This is a genomic window from Oceanicaulis alexandrii DSM 11625 (assembly GCF_000420265.1).
GTDB classification, from domain to species: domain Bacteria; phylum Pseudomonadota; class Alphaproteobacteria; order Caulobacterales; family Maricaulaceae; genus Oceanicaulis; species Oceanicaulis alexandrii.
On record NZ_ATUP01000001.1, the window covers coordinates 21,276 to 40,064 of the forward strand.

Genomic DNA, 18,789 nt, shown 5'->3' on the forward strand with positions numbered 1-18,789 from the left:
GGGCTTTTTCGTGTCTTATCTGGCGCGGCTAATGGTGAACTGGCCGACATCGATACGGCCGGTCCGAAAGCCCGCCTCGCAATAGGCGAGGTAGAAATCCCACATGCATTTGAACCGGTCATCAAACCCCATGGGCTCAATGGTCGGCCACGCGTCGTCGAAGCGCTCTTTCCAGAGCTTGAGCGTGTCCGCGTAATCAAGGCCGAACTGATCGGTTTTCACCAGATCAAGCTTCGCAGTTTCAAAGCAGGCTTCCAGTTTCTCCACGCTCGGCATCATGCCGCCGGGGAAAATATAACGCTGGATGAAGTCCGCGCGCTTTGAATAGGTTTCAAACAGATCGTCGCGAATGGTGATGATCTGGAGCCCCGCCTTGCCGCCGGGCTTGAGAACCGCAGACACCTTATCGAAAAAGCTGGGCCAGAATTCCTGACCAACCGCTTCAAACATCTCGATCGAGGCGACCCGGTCGTAAACGCCCGTCTCGTCGCGATAGTCTTGCAGCTTGATGGTCACCTTGTCTGAGAGGCCGAGCCGCTCCATCCGCGCCAAAGCGTAATCACGCTGCGCCGGAGACAGGGTCAGGCAGGTGACGTTCGCGCCGATCTGGCCGGCGGCGAATTCTGCGAACCCGCCCCAGCCGCAACCGATTTCCAACACATCATGATCGGGCTGAAGATCCATGGAGCGGGCGAGGGCAGCGTATTTCTCGGTCTGCGCGTCTTTCAGGGTTTGCGCCCCATCGGTGAACCGCGCTGACGAGTACGTCATCGTTTCGTCCAGCCACAGCTCGTAAAAGCTGTTGCCCAGATCGTAATGCGCTTCGATGTTCTTGCGCGCCTGGCTCTTCGTATTGGCGCGCCGCAAATGGTACAGCCAGTGGAAGAACCGTGTGATCGGTCCGCCGCGCGTAATATGGGCCATTTCATCGAGATTGGCGGAAAACACGGTCAGGACGGCCGCCAGATCCGGCGTCGTCCAGTCGCCGTCCATATAACTTTCGGCAAAGCCGACATCGCCGCCCGAAATCACCTTTCGGACGACAGCGTAATTGGCCAGCTCAATGATGGCGTTAGGGCCTTCACGTTGGCCTTCAAACTGAACGGCGCGACTATCAGGCAGCACAACGGTCAGTGTCCCGACTTTGAGTTTCAACAACATGCGCAGGGTTAAACGCACCCCCCGCGGCACGCCCTTGAGGCGGTCGATCACAGCCGGAGAGTCAGCCCGCACCAGCGGGGTGGCGGCGAAGTCGGTCATTGGCGGCTCCGTCGGTTACGCATTTGCGTGTAACGTCAAGTTTACAATTAATCGGGCGCGGCGCCAAATTCAGCGCGCGAGGGTCGGGAAACGGGATGCGCCATTGAGGCGTCTGCGGGTGGCGGGTTTCGCTTGTGATAGACCGCGCCCTTGATCCACAACCTCAAGGCCTCCCAGTGAATGGCCAGGATGGTTTTGAGGCTTGAGAACGGTTGCGTGAGAAACAAACGCGCGAGCCGCGCGGTGCTGAGCGGCGCGCGCTTCATGGCCATGGTCGCCAGAAAATCCGGGCCATCCTCACGCTGTTTGAAAATCGTCAGATGGAAGGTGTCATCAGGCTCGCGCAGCGTGAACTCATAGCGTCCGCCCAGATCGAAGAAGGGGGAGACGTGAAAGATCTTCTCTGCGTCGTGGGTTTGGCGTGACCCCTCACTGGCCTTCGCCACATAACAATGGCTGTCGCCAAAGGTATTGTGGACTTCATAGATCAGGCCCTTGAGCTGACCTTCAGCGTCATGGGCGAAATAGATCGACAAGGGGTTGAATTGGTATCCCAGCACACGCGGAGCGCAAAGCAGGGAGATCTGGTCTTGTTCATCCACCTCGACCCCGGATGACGCAAACAGGTTGCGCGCCCAGGACGACAGATCGCCGCCGTCGCGCGGACCGAGATCCTTGGGATAAAAGCTGTAGAGGTTGAACCGCCCGACAGAGAAGAGCGCGCTGACCTGATCCGCCGCCTTGAGTTGGTCGAGGTCCAGAAGAACTGACGCCAACCTGTAGCTGAACCGATGCAGGAAGGGCGCCCGGCGTTCATGCACCGTCTTGCCGATGTAAAGGCAGCCCGCAGGTTGAGTGTCGCGCGTCATGTTATTCAGCCGCGACATGGGCTTTCAGACGCGACGGCTCAGCCGATCGCGCCCAGGCGCCGCCATCCACATCGCCTTCTGCAAAACTCCACGGAATCTGACCGCCCAAGCGCAAGGCCACTCTCAAACCGGCGCGCAAGCCATCTTCGTGGAACCCATAGCCCAGCCAGGCGCCCGCGAACCAGGTCTTGCGTACGCCCTGGATGGAATTGAAGATCCGCTGCGCGGCGAGGGCCGGCGCATTGAATTGCGGATGGTCGTACTGATAACGGCCAAAGACGGTTTCAGGTCGGGGCTGACGGACGGGGTTCAGCGTCACAAAGAGCGGCCTGTCTGATCGAATGCCTTGCAAACGGTTCATATCGTAGGTGACAGCCGCTTCGTCTCCGCCTTCGCGCAGATAGGTCCAGGCCGCTTGAGCGCCCTTACGAGCCGGGGTGAGGGTCGTATCGCAATGCAAGACCGCTTCGTTTGCGCCATACCGGATCGCCCCCAGGAGCTGACGCTCATCCTCATCCGCGTCCGTCAGCAAGGACAGGGCCTGATCGGAATGGCAAGCGAGGATGACTTCATCGAATTGGTGCGTCTTCCCGTTTTCATCTTCAAGGGTAACGCCGTCTGTTGTGCGGCGGAGGGCGGTGGCCTGCGGCTGAAATTCGACGCCAGCCTCGATCAGGTCCGCTTCCAGCTTTTGTACATAGGTGCGGCTCCCGCCTTTGACCGTATTCCATTTGGGTCGGCTGGCGTGCATCAGGCGGTGGTTCTTGAAAAAGCGCACGAAGGTTTCAGCGGGATAGTCCGACATCCCCGCTTCAGATGTGGACCAGATCGCAGCCCCCATGGGCAGGAGGTATTGCGAACGGAACGCGTCCCCCATTCCCAGACGGTCCAGATACTGACCCAGGCTCAAGCCCTCAAGCCCGCCAGTCTCCAGATCTTTCTGGGCGGCTTTGTTAAAGGTCAGGATATCGCGCAACATGCCCAGATAGCGCAGATTGAACAGGTTGGAGGGATCGGCGAACAGGCCCTTGAGCCCATTTGAAGACCACTCGAACCTCCGGTCCAGGCTGAAACCGAAACTCATATCAGTGCGATGGCTGTCGACCCCGAGATGCTCGAACAAGGCAATCAGATTGGGGTAGTTGAGCGGATTGAAGACGATGAAGCCCGTATCCACGTCAATCTGCGCGCCATCATAATCAATGCGCACAGTGTTGGCGTGTCCGCCCAGCCGATCGCGCTTTTCAAAGACTGTGACGTCATGGACGTTGCGCAACGCCCAAGCGGCGCCGAGACCGGAAACGCCCGCGCCGATCACAGCGATGCGCAAGGGGCGGGAATGCAAAGGCGTAATCGGGCTCATGCGGAGTCCTTGATCTTTTCAAAGGCGGCGAGGGCGCGTTTGCGCGCCTCACCATGGTCGACGATCGGCTCGGGATACGTTTCCCCCAAGCGAACACCGGCTTGTCTTAGAACCGACGCATCCGCCATCCAGGGGGCATGAATCGCCTTGTTTGGTAATTTCGTCAGCTCTGGTAACCACGTACGAAGATAGTCGCCATCCGGATCAAACTTTTCTGACTGTCCGACAGGATTGAAAACCCGGAAATACGGAGCGGCGTCCGCGCCTGACCCGGCCGTCCACTGCCAGGACGCTGAATTGCTCGACAGGTCGGCGTCAACCAGCGTATCCCAAAACCAGGCTTCGCCTTCACGCCAGTCAATCATCAGATCCTTGATCAGGAAGCTGGCCACGATCATGCGGACGCGATTATGCATCCAGCCTGTAGCCCAAAGCTCTCGCATGCCAGCATCCACGATCGGATACCCTGTGCGCCCCCGGCGCCAGGCCTCAAGATCTTTCTCCTGTCCCGTCCATTCAAATCCGTCAAATTTTGACTGGAAGTTCGCCTCGGGCAGGTCGGGGAAATGATAGAGCAGGTTATAGCTGAACTCACGCCAGGCGATTTCGCTGAGATAGGTGTCAGCGCCCTCTGATTGCGCGTGATCAGAGCGTTTGACCGCGTGCCAGACCTGTCTGGGGCTGATCTCGCCGAAATGCAGATGCGGCGATAATTTCGAAGTGCCATGCTCAGCGGGCAGGTTCCGGCGATCTGAATACGCAGTGACGCTGTGCTGGAGAAACTGACCCAGCCGGCCATGGGCCGCCGCCTCGCCAGGCGTCCAGTTGTCATCGAGCCCGCCTGACCAGTCAGGCTTGGTCGGCAAGAGCTTCAAGGCTTCCAGCGCGCAACCGCCTTGATAGTCTTGAAACCTCAGCGCGTCCGGGCGAGCGGTCGGTTCGGACGGCGCATGACCCGCTTTCAGGGAGCGCCAATAGGGCGTGAAAACCTTGTAGGGCGCGCCGGCTTTCGTCGCGATATCCCACGGCTCCACAATCAGCGAACCATTGAATGAGCGGGCTTTCACATCGGCCGTTTTCAGCGCTGATTTGATGGATTCATCGCGCTTGCGCGCCCAGGGCTCATACTGGCGATTCCAGAACACCGCGTCAGCGCCGACATCCTCAATCAGCGCCTCGAGGCAAGACTGCGCAGGGCCTTTCTGGAAGATCAACCGCCCTCCCAGCTGCTCGATATCGCGAGCCAGTGATGTGAGCGAATGATGCAGCCACCACCGGCTCGCGCCGCCAGGCTTCCACGCACCCGGTGCGTCATCATCGAGGATATAGACAGGCAGAACAGGCGCGCCCGTGGCCGCGGCGGCTTGCAAGGCGGGGTTGTCGGCCAGCCTAAGGTCTTGTTGAAACCAGACAATTACAGGCTTTTTCAAATCAGTCATGGGTTTGCAATGCACGCGTTCTGGGACGAGGTATGGTGTCAGGCTATACGGTGATTTATATCCTCTGGATCAGGGGCTGACACACATAGCCGTCTGTCCCAACGCCAAGTGGAGAAGCGTTTCTCATGAATCCGAACGCCGTCGTAGAAATTCCGCTGCCCAAGGGCGGCGTGCTGGAAATGGGCAATGAGAAGCCGCTCACCATTATCGCAGGTCCCTGCCAGCTTGAAAGCCGCGAGCATGGCCTTGAGGTTTCGATGGCGCTCAAGGAGATCGCGGACCGCACAGGCGCGGGCCTCGTCTACAAGACCTCGTTTGACAAAGCGAACCGCACCAGCCTGTCCGGCAAACGGGGCCTGGGCCTGTCGGCTTCCATGGAGGTCTTCAACGAGATTCGGGAAACCAGCGGCCTGCCGCTGCTGACGGATATTCATACCGCAGAGCAATGCGCCATCGTCGCCGAAGCCGCTGATATCCTTCAGATCCCGGCCTTTCTCTGCCGCCAGACCGATCTGCTGATCGCCGCCGCGGAAACCGGCAAGGTGATCAACGTCAAAAAAGGCCAGTTCCTGGCGCCCTGGGACATGCCCAATGTGATCGGCAAGCTGACCGGCGCCGGGAACCCCAATGTGATCGCCACCGAACGCGGCGCCAGCTTTGGCTATAATACGCTGGTGGTGGACATGCGCAGCTTCCCGATCATGAAACAGACCGGCGCGCCGGTCGTCATGGACGCCACCCACGCCGTGCAGCAACCGGGCGGGCAGGGCGGATCCTCCGGCGGTCAACGTCAGTTCGCGCCGCATCTGGCGCGGGCGGCGGTCTCTCTGGGCATAGCGGGCGTCTTCATGGAGACCCATCCGGATCCGGATAATGCGCCCTCTGACGGCCCGAACATGATCCCGCTCGACCGGTTTGAAGAGGTTGTGCGCGATCTGATGGCTTTTGACGCGCTGGCCAAGTCCAATCCCGTCATTCAACTCTAATCGCTCTGGAGAGCGCCATGTTGCGTGAACGGGCTGCGCACCTTCTTGCCGCCATACAAAACCGCCGCGCCATGGTGCTCGGCGATCTGCTGTATGACAGCTTTGTCTATGGCGACACCCATCGCATTTCGCGAGAAGCGCCGGTGCCGATCCTGTCAGAGAAGCGACGCACGGCGATGCTGGGCGGCGCAGGCAATCTTGCGCGTAATCTCTCAAGCCTCGGCGCTGAAGTGCGCCTGATTTCCGTCGCCGGGACTGACGCTGACGGCGACGCTGCGATTGACCTGGTCAAGGCCGCCTGTGGCGATGCGGAGGGAGTCGTCCGGACGCCTGAGCGCCCAACGCCGTCTAAAATCCGCTATGTCTCCAATAATCAGCAGATGTTCTGCGTTGATCGCGACCCGACAGAGACGATCCGGAGCGACACGGTTTCAGAGCTCTTAAATCACATTAAATATGCGATTGAAGAGTCTGATATTCTGATTGTTTCTGACTACGGTCGTGGCGTGGTGACGCGTGAGTTGGTGCAAGCCGCCATCGCTCTTGCGCGCGAAGCGGGCAAGCCTGTCAGCGTCGATCCGCGCGGTCATGATTACAGCCGGTATGACGGCGCCAGCATTATCAAGCCCAATGCCGGCGAACTTGAAGCCGAAACCGGACTGACCGTCTCCAGTGATGACGACGCGGCGACAGCGCTGATAGCCCTCAAGGCGCAATTGTCGCGCACTGAGGCCGTCATGGTCACACGTGGCGGCGCTGGCATGACCTTGCTGGATGAAACCGGCGCCATTCATCATCACCGATCTCGCCCTCGCGAAGTCTATGACGTTTCAGGCGCTGGCGACACGGCGCTTGCCGGACTGTCTCTCGCCATGGCGGCCGGCGCGTCTTTGAAGGACGCGATGGAATTCGCCGATCTTGCTGCAGGCGTTGCGGTCGGCAAGCCGGGAACAGCCACCGTTTCGCCCGAAGAAGTGCTCGATGCTGCACAAGCGGGTGAGGAAGCGCCGGACTGGCGCATCATGTCCCGCCCGGCCATGGCGGCGCTGTCGGCGGACTGGCGTGCGAGCGGTTTGAAAGTGGGCTTTACCAATGGCTGCTTTGATCTGCTGCATCCGGGGCATTTGTCCGTGCTGCGCCATGCGGCTTCGGTCTGTGATCGTCTGATCGTCGGATTGAACGCTGACGCCTCGGTCAAACGCCTGAAAGGTGAGAACCGCCCGATCAATGATCAGGTCACCCGCGCAACCATGCTCGCCTCGCTCGAAATGGTGGACAGGGTGGTGATATTTGATGAAGACACGCCTGCAGAGCTGATCTCGGAAATCCGCCCCCATGTCATGGTCAAGGGGGCCGATTATGTGGCGGACGAACTGCCCGGCGCAGATTTCATCCGGCAGTCTGGCGGGGAAATCGTCCTTGCGCCGCTGATGGACGGGCTTTCCACCACCAATATCGTCAATCGCTTGCGGCAGGGCGATCCGTAACTAGCCATCAATGGGCGTGATAGGGGCGACCTCAACCTCAAGCGGCGCATCAAGCGGCGGGGCGTAACGCGCTTCATCGGCCATGATCGCGCGCATCACTTCCAACCGGGCTTGAGCATTGGCGCGGATGTCCATGTAGAACAGGTTGGAGGGACGCACCCGTCGATCCTCCGCAAGGCGCCCGGGCCGGCGCAAGGCGCTGGCGCGCGGCTGATCAATCATCAACAAGCCGCCCTGGCATTGCGCGCCCGTCTGGTTGGTCATGGGCGAGGGCGCATCCGTCAGCATCAAGCCCTCCGCCGCAGCCGCGCCCCGATGCAATCGTGCAGGGGCATAGTCCTCATTCGCGGTCCACAACACAGGATTGACGCACAACAGAGCCCGGTCCTCGACAGGGGGCAGCCGCCCTCGGGAATCAAGCGCTCGCGAGCGCTGCGTCAAAGCCTCGATGCGGGCTGTCTCCTGCGGGCGAACGGCGACCCAGCCCACCAGACAACGCACCTCGGACGGATCTGTGCACACCGGAACGGTCGAGAGCGGCCCAGCCAGAAGATCCAGAGGCGTCGGCGCCTCGATGATGTAGGCGGCTGTCAGGCGCCGGCGCACTGCAGGGTCAGGCGCAACTCGCCGCGCCAGAACGTCCAGCGCGATGGCGCCGCCCTGGCCCACACCGACGATGAAGAAAGGCTGCTCGGGATCCGTCTCGCGCAGAAACTGGGTGAAGGCGCGCTGGATATCCGTTTGCGCCAGCTCCCGCGCCAGGACTGAATCCTCGCGATTATTCATGAAGGTATAGAGCGACGCCTGACGATAGCGCGGCGCATAAAGCTCCACATCCTGAACTAGGAACGGCGCGGCGTAGTTCGGCAGGATGATCTGGGACAACTCCACCGCTTCCTGCGGCCGATCATAGGGCGCATTCCAGTGGCTGCCGCCGTCATAGGTGGTGGGATGAATGAAAAAGACCGCCGGATGCCCTGCCTCGTCAGGCAAGCGCACGTCCGGTCGCGCCGCCCAGGCTTCATCCTGTGTGTAATCGGGGGCCGGGGGGCGTTGATAGGTCTGAAACGGCACGCCGGGATCCAGAAACGTCTGGAAGATCTGGTCGCGTAAAACGAAGGCGCTCAACGCGGACAGCAGAACAAAGCCGCCCAAAGCGCCAAACAGGAGCCAGCGCAACCAGGCGGTGAGGGGGATGTTGAAGGGGCCGTTCATGCTCACACTCATACGCTTGCAACTGGGACGTCAGCAAGAGGGAGCCTTGATTCCTCCCATATTCGCGGGCATTGCAGAGAGGCGTCCGCTCTGGACGCTGTAACAGGAGTTGAGCGACGTGCTTCGCTGGCTACGCAATCGCTTTTTGACCGGCGTCGTTGTCGCCGCCCCGATCGGCATCACTTTCTGGCTGATCTACAGCTTCGTGACCTTTGTGGACCAGGTGATCAAGCCGCTGGTTCCGGCCCGCTACAATCCTGAAAGCTATCTGCCCTTCGCCATACCCGGCATGGGGCTTCTGATCGCGGTGCTGGGACTGACCTTGCTGGGGGCGCTGGCGGCGAACATTTTCGGCCGTAGCCTGCTTGATCTGGGCGAGCGCGTACTCAATTCCGTGCCGCTAATTCGCAATATCTACGCCGCACTCAAACAGATCGTCGAGACGGTCTTCCAGGGCCAACAGAACTCCTTCAAGGAAGTGGTGCTGGTGGAATACCCCATGGCGGGCAGCTATGCGGTCGCTTTCGTGGCCTCGACCGGCCGCGGCGTCATCCGCTCGGTCGTGGGCAAGGGCGATGACGTCATCGGCGTCTTTATTCCGACCACGCCAAACCCGACATCGGGCTTCTTGCTGTTCGTGCCGCGCTCCAAGGCGATCGCGCTCGACCTGACGGTGGAGGAAGCCGCCAAGCTGATCATTTCCTTCGGCATGGTGACGCCGGATCGCTTGCCGGACGGCGCGATCCCGCAAGCCGAACCGGGCAAGGCCGGCGCTGGCCTGATGCCCGACGATACCCAGGGCGGCGATGCGCCCGAGTCTGAAGACCCTGATTCCCCGAAGCCCTGAGTTTTCGAGATAGCGACATAAAAAAGCCCCCCGGATGATCCATCCGGGGGGCTCTTCATCCAAATCTTTTCAGATCAGATTAGTCGGCTTTCGCAAGCGAACCTGCGGAAGTTTTGCCGCTTTTGTGGTCGCGCTCTTCTTCATAAGAAATGCGCTGACCTTCGGTGAGCTCGGGCATGCCCGCACGCTCAACGGCGGACGCGTGCACGAACACGTCCTTGGAACCGTCGTCAGGTTGAATGAAACCGTAGCCTTTGGTGGCGTTGAACCACTTCACAATGCCGGTAGCCATTGATGAATGTCCTTTTTTAGACAAGAGATAATCACCACGCCCTCCGAATAAGAGCATGGCGGACATCGACATTTGGAGGGAGTGGAATCAGCGCCGAAGCGCGGTGACCGAAAACCTGGCCATGTATCGATGGCGATTAGATACTACAGACCGAAGCCGATAGCCAGAGAAATCTGCGGCCCGGTCTATCCCGACCGCATCAATCGCACGCCTTCATCGCGTTCAAACAAGTACAGCAAGGTGCGCAGGGCCTCTCCACGCTCTCCGGCGAACACGTCGTCACGGGCGGCTTCATACTGCGCCGCGTCGCTGGCGAGTTCCAGAAGGTCGGCATGAGCGGCGAGATCGGCGATTCGGTAATCCGGCAGGCCCGACTGTTTCAGCCCCAGCGGATCACCCGAGCCGCGCAAGCGCCAGTCTTCCTCGGCGATGACGAAGCCGTCATCGGAATTGCGCATGATCTCGAGCCGCGCCCGGGCGGTCTCGCCCAGCTGGCCATGATAGAGCAAGAGGCAGGTGGAGGGCTTGTCGCCCCGACCCACACGCCCGCGCAACTGATGGAGCTGCGCCAGACCAAACCGCTCGGCGTGCTCGATCACCATGATGGTGGCGTCCGGCGCATCCACACCGACCTCGATCACAGTGGTGGCGACCAGCACATCAATCTCGCCAGCGCGGAAATCCTCGGCGGCCTTTTGCTTGTCGCGCGCCGGCATGCGGCCATGCACCAGACCGATGCGCGCGTTCGGCAGCATTTCCGACAGCATGTGGTGTCGCGCTTCGGCGGCGGCGAGATCGGACGTGTCGCTGTCTTCCACCAGCGGGCAGACCCAATAGGCGCGCTCACCCTTGGCCAGAGCGCGCTTGAGCCCTTCGACGATCTCATAGAGCCGTTCGCCGGACACGACGCGGGTGTCAGGCGGAATGCGGCCAGCGGGTTTTTCATCCAGACGGCTGACATCGAGATCACCGAACGCCGCGAGCGTCAGCGTACGCGGAATAGGGGTGGCGGACATGGCGAGCACATCCGGCGCACGGCCCTTCATGGTCAGCTTGCGGCGGTCAGACACCCCAAAACGGTGTTGCTCGTCAATCACCACCAGGCCCAGATCGGCGAACTCCACGCTGTCCTGGAACAGGGCGTGAGTGCCGCAGACCACTTGCGCCTCGCTTGAGGCGATCTGCGCCTCCAACTCCTTGCGCGCCTTGCCCTTGTCGCGTCCGGTCAGCGCCACGACCGTTATCCCGGCGGGCGCGAGCAAGTCGCTCATCACCTTGGCGTGCTGACGGGCGACGATTTCAGTCGGCGCCATCAGGGCAGTCTGCACCCCGGCTTCGGCGGCATGGGCGGCGCAGAGCGCGGCGACGAAGGTTTTGCCCGAGCCCACATCGCCATGAACCAGCCGCATCATGCGCTGCGCGCTGTCCATATCGGTCTTGCAGGCCTCAAACGCGCGCATCTGAGCGCCGGTCGGCGTGAAGGGCGCATGCTCGAGGACTTGCGCCACACGGGCGCCGTCTCCCGATAAAGGTCGGCCTTTGCGCGCCTTGCGATCGCGCCGCGCCAGTTTCAAAGCCAGCTGGTGGGCGAACAGCTCGTCAAAAGCGAGACGTTTGCGAACCCTCGCGCCGGGCTCCAGATCAAGATTTGATTGCGGGGCGTGAAGCTCCAAAAGCGCCTCACGCCAGCCCGGCCAGTCCTCGCGCGCTTTCAGTGGCGGATCGATCCATTCAGGCAGATCGGGCAGGGTGCCGAGCGCCTCAGCCATCGCCTTGCGCATCACATTGATCGAGAGCCCCGCCGTCAGCGGATAGACCGGCTGCAACAGATCCTTGTCCTCGACCTCTTTGGGGTCGGCGATCAGATCGGGATGCACCATCTGGATCTCGCTGGCGAAACGCTCCGCCTTGCCTGACACCAGCCGGGTTGAGCCTTCGGGCAGCATGCGGCGCAAATAATCGGACTTGGCGTTGAAAAACACCAGATGCAGCCAGCCCGTCTCGTCGCGCATGCGCACCTTGTAGGGCTGCTTCATGGTGGGGCGGGGGATATGGGCCTCCACCTCCGCCTCGATGCTGACCAGCACCTGGTTTCCGGCGTCACCGGCATTAGAGATCGACACCCGGTGCGTCCGGTCCACCAGCCCCGTGGGCGCGGTGAAGATCAGATCCTTCACCCGCGGCCCCGCCACCTTCTCCATCAAGGCCGCAAGCCGAGGCCCCACGCCTTTCAGCGTGGTCAGATCAGCAAACAGCGGGAAGAGCGATTGTGGGCGCATGTCGCTAACATCGCCCGTGAACTGGATTCGCGAAAGTCTCGCCCTTCACCCAACCGCACCCGCCTTCAGCGTTGGGGCGGCAACAGGTCTTCAAGAAAGAACGCGGCCAGGTCCGCCCGACCCTCCAGCCCCGCCTTCCGGTACAGGGATCGCGATTGCTCCCGAACCGTCCGTTCTGACGTGCCGCGAATGTCTGCGATCTCGGCATGTGAAAGCCCCTTGAGCAAGAGCATGCCGATTTCGGTCTCTGACGGGGTCAGGTTCCAGGCCGAAAACTGATCAGATATGGCCGCGCTCAGGCCTTGCACGAGCGCGCGGTGTTGATCGCGCCAATGGATTGTGTCGCGTCGCGCGATGACCAGATCCCGATTGACTTGCAAAAAACGGCGCAAGGTCAGACCCGCTCCGACCAGCGCCGCCACCAGGACAAACCCTTCAAGCATCAGATGGGTCAGGCTCACGCCTTCACGCCCGTCAATCAGAAGGTCAGCGGCTATCAGCAACGCGATCAAACCGAAGACGCCTGATGTGACAATGTGGATAAGCCTCTGGGATCTGTTTTCCGACATAGGACGCCTCCATTCACACGCGGGACCGGGGGAACTGTCAAAAGACGTATGGCCCTTGCTCTCTGTTCGCGCCAGCACTGATCCACAGCCGTCGACCGAGGAAACGAGCAGGGAAAACCGCAAGCGCAATCCTCGACCGTCAGCGTCAACTGGAGAGCGATATGAGCAACAACCAACAAGCAGACGGATCAGGTTCGCACGAACTGACCACTGTAAAGGTCTGGGACCCCGTCGTACGGATCGGTCACTGGGTTATCGTCATCGGAGTCCTGACCGCATACTTCACTGGCGATGAAGTGCCCAACGTCCACATCTGGGCCGGATACATCGTCGGGATCACCGTTATTGTGAGAGTCATCTGGGGTTTTGTCGGCACTCGACACGCCCGGTTCTCCAGTTTTGTCAAAGGCCCAGGGTCGGTCTGGCGCTATGTCTCGGGCCTGCTCAAGGGCGAAGCCAAACGCTCCATTGGCCATAACGCGGCTGGCGGCGCCATGACGGTGGCTTTGCTGATCGCTCTGTCAGGCGTGATGGTGTCCGGTCTCGCCTTGCAAGCGATCGAAGACGGGGCAGGCCCGCTTGCTGGGATCATGGCGAGCTCAGGCCCTCCTGTGCCGGAACTCGGCGAGGCGTCGCAAGACCATCAGACGCGAGCTTATGAAGATTATGACGATGAACATGAAGAGCATGACGACCGCTATGAAGCCGGAGAAGCGGGCGACGAAGGCGCAGAAGAGCTATACGAGTCGCTCCATTCGATCTTTGTTTACATCACGCTCGCGCTCGCCGGGATCCATGTGATCGGCGTGCTGGTCTCAAGCCTCGTGCATCGTGAGAACCTGCCAGCCTCCATGATAACCGGTCGAAAACGCCCCTGATCTGAACAGGCTTGAACCGGGTGAAGGCGCAGCCCTTCACCCGCGCCCCTCCGCGCGCTATATGCGCTCACATGAGTGATAATCCTTTCTCCGATCCGAATACGCCCCTGGACCCTGAAGCGCGGCTGAAGCGTTTGACGTTTCGCGCCTGGCGGCGAGGGTTCAAGGAAGCCGACCTGATCATGGGACGCTTCGCGGACACCAAGCTCTATGACTTGTCGCCAGACGAGGTGGATGAGTTTGAGCGTCTGCTCGATGCGCCCGACACCGAGGTCTACGCCTGGATCTGCGGCACGATCGAGACTCCGGCCAATTATGACGGCCCGGTGCTGGATGCGCTGAAAAGCTTTGATTATGAGGCGCTCGCCGCCGAGGGCGACGGCCCGTCGAGCTAAACCGTCAGCATTTGCCCTCTTTCCCGGTGAAGACCGGGATCCAGAGAGGATCGAGCGCGACGTTTGACTGCTCTGTTCCCCGACCTTCGCCGGGGAAGAGTGGTGTAAAGAGAACCAATCACCCCCCGTCAAACTGGCGCGGGGGCGAAATTGTATTGAGGACGCCCCGCCGTGAACGAGTTCAAAGCGCTTGCTGAGTCGACCCAATCGCTGACCGTTTGCGGCGCGCCTGAGGGCTTTGACGCCCTGATCTTCTGCGACGCCTTGCGGGCGCGTGGCGGGGTGGGGCTCTACATCGCCACCGACGAGGCGCGGGCCAGCGCGTTCGCGGCGGCGGCGCGGTTCTTCGCGCCAGACCTCGAACAATTGCGGCTTCTGGGCTGGGATTGTCAGCCCTATGACCGGATCAGCCCCAGTCCGCGCACGGCGGCCCGGCGCGCCGGAGCGCTTCATGCGTTGGCGCAACGCGATCCGAAAGAGAAAAAGCCGCTTCTGGTGATCTCCACCGTATCTGGCGCCATCCAGCGCTGCGCGCCGAAAGCGGCGATGTCAGGCGGGGGGTTAGGCGCCAAGCCCGGCGGGGTGCTCGATTCCGAAGTGCTCAAACAGCATCTGGCGGAAAACGGCTATGTGCGCACCGCCACCGTCACTGAACGCGGCGATTACGCCGTGCGCGGCGGGGTGATCGATGTCTTCCCCGCCGATGCGGAAGAACCGGTGCGGCTCGATTTCTTTGGCGATGTGCTTGAAACCGTGCGCGGCTTTGACCCTGAAACCCAACGCACCACCAGTCAGCTCAAATCGGTCAGCTTCGCGCCCGTCAGCGAGATCGTGCTGAACGCTGACGCCATTTCGCGCTTCCGCTCGGGCTTTCTGAAAAATTTCGGCGCGGTCGGCTCCGGCGATCCGATTTATGATTCTGTCAGCGCAGGCGCACGCCCGAACGGGGCCGAACATTGGCTGCCGCTGTTTCATGATCATCTCGATACGGTCTTTGATTATGTAGGCGAGGGCGCTCTGGTCGGGCTCGACCCGCTGGTCAAGGACGCGCTTGATGAGCGGCTCGAGCAAATCCGCGACTATTACGACGCTCGGCAGGCCGCGTCGAAATCCGGCGCCGGGGCCATGGGCGCGCCCGCCTATCGCGCGCTGGAACCCACATCGCTCTATCTTGATGAAGACGAATGGGCGCGTGAAATAGACCGGCATGCTGCGCGCCGCTTTACCGCGTTTCAGGAAGCGGGCGAGAACGTTATCGACATGGGCGGCAAGCAGGGGCGCAGCTTCGCCGCTGAACGCCAGGCCGATCAGAACGTTTTTGACGCCGCCGCTAAGCATGCCGTCGCCCTGCGTTCATCCGGCAAGCGTGTGCTATTCGCCAGCTGGTCGGAAGGCGGCTCTGACCGTCTCGCCAGCGTGCTGGGCGATCATGGCCTGAAACCGATCATGGAGGCGACCGACTGGCGGGCCGCTCACAAGATGAGCGGGCAGACCATCTCGCGCATCGTTCTGCCGCTGGAGCACGGGTTTGAGACGCCTGACTTCGTGGTCATCGCAGAGCAGGATGTGCTGGGCGACCGCCTGGCGCGGCCTCGTCGCAAGAAAAAGACGGCGGACGTCATCGCAGAAGCTGGCGCGCTGACGCCCGGAGATCTGGTGGTTCACGCCGATCATGGTCTGGGGCGCTATCTGGGCCTGAAAACCCTGTCGGTGGGTGATGCGCCGCATGATTGCCTGGAGCTGGAATACGCCGGCGCCAGCAAGCTTTACCTGCCGGTCGAAAACATCGAGCTGTTGTCGCGCTATGGTCAGGACAGCGAAACCGCCCAGCTTGACCGCCTGGGCGCCGGCGCCTGGCAAGCGCGCAAGGCCAAGGCCAAGAAACGCCTGCGCGACATGGCCGATCAGCTGATCAAGATCGCCGCCACCCGCAATGCGCGCGACGCCGAAGTGCTGACCCCGCCCAGCGGGCTTTATGACGAGTTCGCGGCGCGCTTCCCCTATGTGGAGACCGATGATCAGCTACACGCCATCGATGACGTGTTCTCTGACTTCGCCCGGGGCCGCCCCATGGACCGGTTGATCTGCGGCGATGTGGGCTTCGGCAAGACCGAAGTGGCCCTGCGCGCGGCGTTTGTCGCCGCCATGAGCGGACGTCAAGTCGCGATCGTCGCGCCGACCACCTTGCTCGCGCGCCAGCACTTCAAAACCTTTGAAGAACGCTTCAAGGGGTGGCCGGTGAAAGTGCGGCAACTCTCCCGGCTCGTGCCCGCGAAACAAGCGACCGCCACGCGCAAGGAGCTGGCGGAGGGAACGTGCGAGATCGTCATCGGCACCCACGCGCTCCTGGCGAAGACCGTGAAGTTCGCCGATCTGGGCCTTCTGGTGATCGACGAAGAGCAGCGCTTTGGCGTCAAGCACAAGGAACGGCTCAAGGAGCTCAAATCGGACGTCCACGTTCTGACGCTGACCGCAACGCCGATCCCGCGGACCTTGCAACTGTCCATGGCGGGCATTCGAGACCTGTCGATCATCGCCACGCCGCCGGTGGACCGTCTGGCGGTGCGCACTTATGTGACGCCCTTTGACAGCGTCACCGTACGTGAAGCCCTGCTGCGCGAACGCTATCGCGGCGGCCAAAGCTATTATGTGGCGCCGCGGATCACAGATCTGGACGAGATCTCGCGGTTCCTGCGTGAACAGGTACCCGAGGTCAGTTTCGTGGTCGCGCACGGCCAGATGTCCGGCAGTCAGCTCGAAGACATCATGACGGCGTTCTATGAAGGCCGGTACGACGTTCTGGTCTCCACCACCATTGTGGAATCCGGCATCGACATCCCGACCGCCAACACCATGATCATCCACCGCGCCGACATGTTCGGCCTGGCGCCGCTCTATCAGCTACGCGGTCGAGTCGGACGCGCCAAGGCCCGCGCCTACGCCTATCTGACGACGCCAGCCAATCAGAAGCTGACCGCCACAGCGGACAAGCGGCTGAAGGTTTTGCAATCGCTTGATAGCCTGGGCGCCGGCTTCACCCTGGCGAGCCACGACCTGGACCTGCGCGGCGGCGGCAATCTCCTGGGCGAAGAGCAATCAGGTCACATCAAGGATGTGGGCGTGGAGCTTTACCAGTCCATGCTCGAAGAAGCCGTGGCCAGCCTGCAGGGCGATTCCAGCCTGGAAGAGCGCGACTGGTCGCCTGCCATCAATGTGGGCGCGGCGGTGCTGATCCCGGAAGAGTATGTGCCGGATCTCGACGTGCGCATGGCGCTCTATCGCCGTCTGTCGTCTCTGGACACCAAACAAGAGCGCGAAGGCTTCGCGGCCGAGCTGATCGACCGCTTCGGCAAGCTGCCTGACGAAGTTGAGAGCCTGCTTCAGGTTGTAGCCCTTAAAGCCCTATGCAAACGGGCGAATGTGGCTAAGCTCGATGCGGGTCCCAAGGGTGCCGTCGCGACATTCCGTGAGCACGGCTTCGGCGATCCGGCGGCGCTTGTCGAACTCATGACCAAGCGCCCGGCCGATTACAAGCTGCGGCCAGACAACACACTGGTTCTCAAGGGCGACTTCCCCGATCCCATGGATCGCCTCAAAGGCGCGCTACGACTTCTTGCGCCCGTGGCTGATGCCGCCCGCCGGGCGAAAGACGCCGCTTAACCAGTCTTGGCGGAACTGAAAGGCAAGACGTTCGAGCGCCGCACCATCTGGTCGATCAGGGCTTCAGCGCTGGTTTCACCGCCAGCGTCCTCGATAGACGGGCTCAGCTCGAGCCGGAAGGGCTTGAGCGGATCTGCGCCTTCATAGGCCGTGCATTCGGCGATGGCGGAGACGCGATTGGACACCATCGTCGCTTCGACCTTGGGCGTTTTGGGAAGGGCGATAATGAATCGGTCCTGACCCAGGCGCACGACAAAGTCTTCGGCGCGCACACAGTGACGCAACATGCCGGCGAACTGGTTGGACGCCTTTGCGAAGCCGTTCATGCCCGCTTCCTGCGGCGCGCTGACGGTCAACATGATCAGGCTGAGCGGTTCTAGCCGCGCTGCAGCCTGATCCATCAGGCTTTGCAGATGAATACGGCCGAAACCTTCATTGTAGAGGTCGGAGGTTTCGTCGAGCAGGCTGGGCAGGCGGCACGCTTCCAGCCGCGCTTTGGCCAAGCGGCGGCGGCGGCGTTCAGACGCCAGCGCCATCACGCGATCGCGCATTTCATCATTGCTGGCGGCGTCGGAAAGAATGTCGGATGCGCCACGCGCGAACGCTTCATCCGCGCCCGCATAGTCGGTCTCGGCGGTCAGCAAGATCGCAGGCGTATGATAGAGCCGCGTATTGCGCCGCATGGCCGAACAGACGGTGTGCGCCAGCCCGGGTTCCGGGCGGGTGTTCAGGATCACCGCGTCAAACGTACGTTCATGCAGGTAATCAAAGGCGTTGAAGGTCGAAAAAGCGGCGATGGTCTGAATGCCCGCTTTGGACATCGCAAACTGCAGCCGCATGAAAGACGGGCCGGGCGCGCCGACGAACAAAACCGTCGAGTCATCAGCATTCACAGGCACCGGTGCGGGCTGATACCCCGCCTCTAGGGCGCTTTGCAGTCTCAGCTGCGCCGTATGTTCCAGCACTTTAAGGCGGGACAGGGCGCGCAAACGCGAAGCGATCTGGATGGGATGAGCGTTCTTGGGAAGTCGTGCATCCGGTTGGGCGCAGTCATGCTCGCCAATCGCCAGATGCAGGGTTTCCGAAGGCAGGTCGGCGTCAACAGCGCCAAAACTCACGACGGCTTCGCACCCAGGCTCAATATGAGTGGCGACCAGAAACCCCATCTGAGCCAATAGCTCTGCGGTTTCTCGCGCAGCGGCGTCATCGCCAATGACTGCTATGGAAAACATCCGCCCCGTCTGCCCCCC

Annotated in this window: 15 protein-coding genes; 6 read left to right on the forward strand and 9 right to left on the reverse strand. The window is 61.4% G+C overall.

What is annotated here, in order from left to right:
- Positions 1-15 precede the first annotated feature (15 nt).
- From G405_RS0100125 to G405_RS0100140, 4 genes are read right to left on the reverse strand one after another with little or no spacing between them, the layout of a single operon-like run.
- Positions 16-1,260 carry an SAM-dependent methyltransferase gene (locus tag G405_RS0100125; RefSeq protein ID WP_022699462.1) on the reverse strand — a complete coding sequence of 415 codons (1,245 nt, stop codon included), beginning with the start codon at positions 1,258-1,260 and terminating at the stop codon, positions 16-18.
- A 47-nt stretch (positions 1,261-1,307) separates the two neighbouring features.
- The gene (locus G405_RS0100130; protein WP_051143322.1) at positions 1,308-2,129 is read right to left on the reverse strand and encodes a DUF1365 domain-containing protein; all 822 of its coding nucleotides are present in this window, start codon (positions 2,127-2,129) and stop codon (positions 1,308-1,310) included.
- 1 nt (position 2,130) lies between these two features.
- Positions 2,131-3,492, reverse strand: a complete 1,362-nt coding sequence (locus G405_RS14555; protein ID WP_022699464.1) for an NAD(P)/FAD-dependent oxidoreductase — start codon at positions 3,490-3,492, stop codon at positions 2,131-2,133.
- Complete coding sequence (locus G405_RS0100140) at positions 3,489-4,931, reverse strand: cryptochrome/photolyase family protein (protein WP_022699465.1); 1,443 nt, start codon at positions 4,929-4,931, stop codon at positions 3,489-3,491. Before G405_RS0100140 ends, G405_RS14555 begins: the two co-directional genes overlap by 4 nt.
- Before the next feature lie 125 nt (positions 4,932-5,056).
- On the opposite strand from G405_RS0100140, the gene kdsA reads away from it, so the two are divergent.
- Together kdsA and rfaE2 are read left to right on the forward strand one after the other, a co-directional pair.
- Positions 5,057-5,917, forward strand: coding sequence for a 3-deoxy-8-phosphooctulonate synthase (kdsA, locus tag G405_RS0100145; RefSeq protein WP_022699466.1), 861 nt, complete (start codon positions 5,057-5,059; stop codon positions 5,915-5,917).
- Between the two features lie 17 nt (positions 5,918-5,934).
- On the forward strand, positions 5,935-7,404 hold the full coding sequence (rfaE2, locus tag G405_RS0100150; RefSeq protein ID WP_022699467.1) for a D-glycero-beta-D-manno-heptose 1-phosphate adenylyltransferase: 1,470 nt from the start codon (positions 5,935-5,937) through the stop codon (positions 7,402-7,404).
- Here the strand turns inward: rfaE2 and G405_RS0100155 are convergent, their stop codons facing one another.
- Complete coding sequence (locus G405_RS0100155; protein ID WP_028284419.1) at positions 7,405-8,619, reverse strand: DUF3089 domain-containing protein; 1,215 nt, start codon at positions 8,617-8,619, stop codon at positions 7,405-7,407.
- Positions 8,620-8,737: 118 nt separating this feature from the next.
- Here G405_RS0100155 and G405_RS14560 point away from each other — a divergent pair, with 118 nt between their 5' ends.
- On the forward strand, positions 8,738-9,466 hold the full coding sequence (locus tag G405_RS14560) for a DUF502 domain-containing protein (protein WP_051143354.1): 729 nt from the start codon (positions 8,738-8,740) through the stop codon (positions 9,464-9,466).
- 79 nt (positions 9,467-9,545) lie between these two features.
- On the opposite strand, the gene G405_RS0100165 is transcribed toward G405_RS14560, so the two are convergent.
- The 3 genes from G405_RS0100165 to G405_RS0100175 form a co-directional block, all read right to left on the reverse strand.
- Entirely contained in the window at positions 9,546-9,758 is a 213-nt protein-coding gene (locus G405_RS0100165; protein WP_028284420.1) for a cold-shock protein, read from the reverse strand.
- Between the two features lie 185 nt (positions 9,759-9,943).
- Positions 9,944-12,037: an ATP-dependent DNA helicase RecG gene (gene recG, locus G405_RS0100170; RefSeq protein WP_022699470.1), complete on the reverse strand. Its 2,094-nt coding sequence runs from the start codon at positions 12,035-12,037 to the stop codon at positions 9,944-9,946.
- Between the two features lie 65 nt (positions 12,038-12,102).
- Positions 12,103-12,549 carry a helix-turn-helix transcriptional regulator gene (locus G405_RS0100175; protein ID WP_051143323.1) on the reverse strand — a complete coding sequence of 149 codons (447 nt, stop codon included), beginning with the start codon at positions 12,547-12,549 and terminating at the stop codon, positions 12,103-12,105.
- 218 nt (positions 12,550-12,767) lie between these two features.
- Between G405_RS0100175 and G405_RS0100180 the strand changes: the two genes are divergently transcribed.
- From G405_RS0100180 to mfd, 3 genes are all read left to right on the forward strand, one after another.
- Positions 12,768-13,484 (forward strand): cytochrome b/b6 domain-containing protein, encoded by a 717-nt coding sequence (locus G405_RS0100180; RefSeq protein WP_022699472.1) that lies wholly within the window; start codon positions 12,768-12,770, stop codon positions 13,482-13,484.
- 71 nt (positions 13,485-13,555) lie between these two features.
- Positions 13,556-13,879 (forward strand): FAD assembly factor SdhE, encoded by a 324-nt coding sequence (locus G405_RS0100185; RefSeq protein ID WP_022699473.1) that lies wholly within the window; start codon positions 13,556-13,558, stop codon positions 13,877-13,879.
- A gap of 171 nt (positions 13,880-14,050) precedes the next feature.
- On the forward strand, positions 14,051-17,539 hold the full coding sequence (gene mfd / locus G405_RS0100190; RefSeq protein ID WP_022699474.1) for a transcription-repair coupling factor: 3,489 nt from the start codon (positions 14,051-14,053) through the stop codon (positions 17,537-17,539).
- Here mfd and G405_RS0100195 read toward each other — a convergent pair.
- Positions 17,536-18,771: a diguanylate cyclase domain-containing protein gene (locus G405_RS0100195; protein ID WP_022699475.1), complete on the reverse strand. Its 1,236-nt coding sequence runs from the start codon at positions 18,769-18,771 to the stop codon at positions 17,536-17,538. The genes mfd and G405_RS0100195 overlap by 4 nt on opposite strands.
- Positions 18,772-18,789: the final 18 nt, after the last annotated feature.